The organism is Brachybacterium sp. HMSC06H03, assembly GCF_001807385.1.
GTDB lineage: Bacteria > Actinomycetota > Actinomycetes > Actinomycetales > Dermabacteraceae > Brachybacterium > Brachybacterium conglomeratum.
In genome coordinates this window covers 1-4460 of the sequence record NZ_KV788795.1, presented here as the reverse complement: position 1 = coordinate 4460, position 4460 = coordinate 1, and the positions used below count along the sequence as shown (strand labels likewise).

The window sequence follows — 4460 nt, the reverse complement described above, 5'->3', positions numbered from 1 at the left end:
GAGTAGCCGGAGGCGTCGAGCACGGGGCGGCGCACGGCGTCGGCGAGGGCGACGAGGTCGTCGCTGACGTCCTCGCCGCCGGCGACCCGCAGCAGCTCCCAGCCGCGCGGCGGGGTCATGCGGGCGGCGTGCTCGTGGCAGAGGTCGTAGGCATGGGGCTCGCTGAGGCGGGAGAGCGGGCCGAGCACCGCGGTCGAGTCCTGGTACACGAAGGTCAGGGAGCTGACTGCCGGCTGCGAGCAGGCGGTCCGGGAGCATTCACGAGCTGGCACGCACAGCAGTGTACGCAGGTCGCGGGCCCGGCGGGCGCGGCGCGCCCGTGGGAGGGGAGGGTGGGGTCCGGCACTGCGGAGGCGGGGCTACAGTGCACGGCATGGACCTCGAACCCGGCCGTGCCCCCGCCCCGCGAGGACCTCTCGGCCCGCGTCGCCGCGACCGCCGCGGCCGCGGCCGGCGCTGGGACCTCATCCCCCCGCACCTGCCCGGCCATCGCACGCGCCGGGAGCGCTTCGACGAACTCGTCGCCGATGCGGGGGCCGCGCTCACCGAGCGGTTCCCCCGGCGTCTCGCGCACCTGCAGGTGCTCGTCGAGGAGGTGCCGTCGGCGGATCCGGCGCCCTGGGAGGAGGCCCAGGTGGTGCTGGGCCGTGCGGTGCCGGGCACCCGGGAGCACCCGCCGCGCGTGATCGTCTACCGCCGGCCGCTGGAGACGCGCTGCGTGACCTCGACGGAGCTGGAGATGCTGGTGCGGCAGGTGCTGTCCGAGCAGATCGGCTCGCTGCTCTCGATCGCGCCGGAGGACGTCGACCCGGAGGCCTGGGACCTCTGAGCCGCCGCGGGACCGGCGCGGTGCGCGCACCGTGCGACGGTGATGGCAGCACGAGCGCTCCGCGCGGCGGTCGCGGACGGGCCGTCGCGGAGCGGCTGTCGTGGGACCGGGAGCGCCTCTCAGTCGGTGAGGACGACCGGGACGCTGTCGACGTCGCCCGCGTCGGGCAGGACCGGCAGCGTGGAGAGCAGCACGCCGCCCGCCCCGTCGGACTGGCGCTGCGTCCAGCTCGCGTGGACCGCGCCCGGGACCTCGGGCACGATCGACAGGGCCGCGGCGCCCTCCCCGCCGAGGCGGAGCTGCTCGTGGGTGAGGGTGCTGGTCGCGCCTGCGGCGAGATCGACCGCGATCGGCTCCCCGGCCGCACCGTCGGCGCCGATCGGGATCACCCGGGCCTCGGTGTCCTCGTCAGCGGTGAGGGTGAGCGCACCGGTCGCGCCCTGCCCGGGCAGGGCGCTGACCGCATGGGTTCCCAGCGCCGGCGCGGGGGCGACGAGCGTGAAGTCCACCGGCGCGCCGACGGTGTCGCCGGGCAGATCCTTCCCGGTGCGGGCGCTGCGGGTGACGGCGTCGAGCGGCCCGTCCGCGGAGACCTGCACCGCGTAGGTGCCGCCGGCGAGGCCCTCGAGGGCGGTGGGCACCACGGCGCCGGCGGGGACCTCGATCTGCGCGGGGGATGCCCCTGAGGCGGCGCCGTCCGCGCCCAGGACCTCGACGTCCGCGGTGACGGTGGAGCCCGAGCGGTTCGAGAGCACGAGGGTGGGAGCGGTCCCGGCGACGTCCACGCCGGGCATGACCAGCTCCTGCGCGGGGGCGGGCAGCGGATCGAGGATCTCGGCGCCGCCGGGGGTCAGCCCGTCCCGCTCGGTGGTCTGCACGTGCAGGGACAGGGGCACGCCGAGCACGGAGACATCCACGCCGACCGCGTCCTCCCCCGGCACCACGGACTCCAGCAGCACCCGCTCCTCGTCGCCCGGCGCGACGACGACCTGGCTGCGCCCCTCCATCGCCGCGGGCCCGTCGGCGGTGCGCAGCTGGACCGAGGCGGTGGCGGGGCGGTCGGAGGGGTTGGAGAGAACGAGCACGGAGCTGTCCCCGGTCTGCGTGGAGACGCCGAGGAAGGACGCCTCGGTGGTCGGCTCCGCGCAGCGGGACATGGACAGGGAGCGGAAGTCCCCGGACGCGGTCCAGGTGCCCTGGACGGCGTCGGCGACGGGACGACCGCCCTCTGAGGTCTGCGCCGTGACCTGGGGTGCGGTGCGCACGTCCCGCAGGGTCTGCACCGCGAGCCCGAGATCCGTCGAGGCGGTATCGCCGGGCAGCTCCTCGCCCTCGGCGTCCGCGGCCGTGATCGCGGGGGCGGGCACGGCGCCCTCGGCGTCCTGCTGCGTGCTGGATCCGCTCACCTCGCCGAACAGGACGGAGGACGCGGGCTGTGCCGCGACGGTGCGCAGGGAGACCGACGGGGTGGGCGGGGTGACCGCGAGCGCGGCGTCGCCGCCCGTCTGCAGCGCCTCGTCGGGCACCTGCAGCGGGCCGTGGCAGGCGAGGCTGCGGGGGCCGGGGCTCGCCGTGGTCGCGACGTGCTCGGCCGCGGAGGGCTCGCGGTCCGGGGCGAGGGCGAGCGCCCCGCCGGCCAGCAGCAGCGGGACGATCGCGGCGATGCCCAGCAGCAGGCGTGCGGGCCGACCGTGCGCGGCGCGCACCGGTCCCGTCCCGCGGGCGGTCCCGGTGCGGTCCTCGGCCTCCGCCTTGGAAGCGTGCTCAGCCATACATCTCCTCTGCGGTGCGGGTGCGGACCCGCCAGGGGATCGCGATCAGCGCGGTGGCCGCGGTCGCGCCGTACAGCAGCAGCTGCCAGAGCGGTCGGGCGGGCTGGTGGCGGTGGATCTCGAGCTCTCCCCCGGCCCCGGCCGGGACGGTGAAGCCCTGCGCCCAGCCGTCGACCTCGACCGCGGCGAGCTCGGTGCCGTCGAGGCTCGCGCGCCAGTCCGTGTCGTGCCGCTCCGAGAGCACGACGGTGCGCTCCTCCTCGGCGGAGGCGATCTCGCCCTGCGCCTCCACGACCCCGCTGTCCAGGACGGTCGGCTCCTTGCCGCCGGTGACGACGGCGCGCGGCAGGGCGTCGATCACGCGCCAGGTCCCGCCCTCGGAGCCCTCGGTGACCTTCTCGAGCAGAGGGGAGCTGTCGAGGGTGCTCATCAGCTCGGGCCGGCTCTCGCGGTCCCCGTGGACCACCACGTAGGCGATCGCGGGATGGGCAAGGTCCGTGCCCTCCTGGGCGCCGCCGGAGAGCATCGCCGCCACCTCCTCGCGCAGTGCGGCGGAGGCGGGATCGTCGTCGACGGGCTCGCCGGCCAGCGCCGCCTCGACGTGGCGGGCGTCGACGAGGGCGGAGTGCTGGATCACGGTGTCCTCGCCGTGGACCACGAGGCGGGCGGCGACCGCGCCGTCCTCGGCCTGGTCCAGCACCAGCACCCGGGAGCGGGCCTCGGTGCGGCCCTGGTCGGCGGCGGCCGCGGGCACCTCCCCGCCCTCCACGCGCCCGATCTGCAGCGCGCGGGGAAGCAGCGCCATCCCGCCGACGACGGTGAGCAGGCAGGCCGCGGCGGTGAGGGCACCGATCACGGAGGTGAGCAGGCGCCGGAGGCGCGAGTCGCCCTCCTGGCGGCGGGCGAGGGTGTCGAAGGTCGCCGCGGCGCCGAGGGCGAGGCAGAGCAGGGCCGCGCTGAGCAGGGCGTGCAGCGGCGGGGTCAGCACCTGTCCCTGGCCGACGGAGGTCCCGGTGGAGCGGGCCGCCAGCACGGCGAGCGCGCAGCCGGCGGTGGCGAGCAGGCTCAGCCGACCCGCGCGGCCGGCCGCACCGCGCAGCAGCGGGGAGACCAGGGCGCCGAGCACCACCGGCGCGACGGGAAGCAGCACCAGGAGTCCGGCGGCGTCCTCGCCGAGCATCCCGGCGAACGGCGCGGCGAGGTCGGGGGCGACCGGCCACAGTCCCAGCAGGTCCCGGGTGCTCGCCTCGCCCGCCGCGGCGGGCACGCCGGCGACGGCCAGGAGGGTGCGGGGGTGGCCGAGGTAGGCGGGCAGGTAGGGCGCGTGGAGCGCGAGCGAGGGCAGCAGCACCCACAGCAGGCGCAGGCGCCGACCGGGCGCGGCGATCGCGACCAGTGCGAGGGCCGGCGCGACGAGCAGCACCAGCACCGGCTGCACCGCCCCGATCACCAGCAGCAGCAGACCGCCTGCGGCGGCCGCGGAGACGGAGGCCTGGGAGACCTTGTGGGGCAGGCCGATCGCCCGGCCGATCGCGAGGGCCAGCAGCGGCAGCAGCACGTGCACGGCCAGCAGCGGCCACGCGCCGACGGCGAGGGCGGTCAGGAGCGAGGGGGCGAGCGCCCAGACGCAGGCGAGCACGAGGCGGGCGCCGACCGCGCGGGTGATCGCGCCGGAGGCCCACCAGGCGGCGACCGCCGCGGCCGGCACCGCGGCGAACACCAGCACCTCGACGAGCAGGGAGCCGCTGCCGGGCAGGTGCCCGAGCAGGCGCACGAGAGGGTCGCCGGGCCCGCGGTCCCCGAGCCCCCCCGGGACCCAGGTCGACCAGGCCGCGGCCCAGCGGTCGGCGGCGGCCTCC

3 protein-coding genes and 1 pseudogene are annotated in these 4460 nt (G+C 77.4%); 1 reads left to right on the top strand and 3 read right to left on the bottom strand.

All coding sequences use genetic code 11. The annotated features are described in order from the left end of the window. Positions 1-272: DUF3499 domain-containing protein (locus HMPREF3159_RS08910; RefSeq protein WP_246821581.1), on the bottom strand; the 272-nt coding region annotated here is incomplete at its 3' end. A 101-nt stretch (positions 273-373) separates the two neighbouring features. On the opposite strand from HMPREF3159_RS08910, the gene HMPREF3159_RS08905 reads away from it, so the two are divergent. Further along, positions 374-829, top strand: a complete 456-nt coding sequence (locus HMPREF3159_RS08905) for a metallopeptidase family protein (protein ID WP_070500706.1) — start codon at positions 374-376, stop codon at positions 827-829. A 119-nt stretch (positions 830-948) separates the two neighbouring features. Here the strand turns inward: HMPREF3159_RS08905 and HMPREF3159_RS08900 are convergent, their stop codons facing one another. Together HMPREF3159_RS08900 and HMPREF3159_RS08895 are read right to left on the bottom strand one after the other, a co-directional pair. Then, a complete protein-coding gene (locus HMPREF3159_RS08900) occupies positions 949-2601 on the bottom strand; it encodes a DUF5719 family protein (RefSeq protein ID WP_070500705.1) in 1653 nt (550 codons plus the stop codon). Continuing rightward, positions 2594-4460 (bottom strand): annotated as a pseudogene (locus HMPREF3159_RS08895) (hypothetical protein); the annotation flags it as partial. The pseudogene HMPREF3159_RS08895 and the gene HMPREF3159_RS08900, both read right to left, overlap by 8 nt.

Coding starts and splice junctions, on each gene's coding strand:
- HMPREF3159_RS08905 (WP_070500706.1), top strand. CDS start 374: ATGGACCTCGAACCCGGCCGTGCCCCCGCCCCGCGAGGACCTCTCGGC.
- HMPREF3159_RS08900 (WP_070500705.1), bottom strand. CDS start 2,601: ATGGCTGAGCACGCTTCCAAGGCGGAGGCCGAGGACCGCACCGGGACC.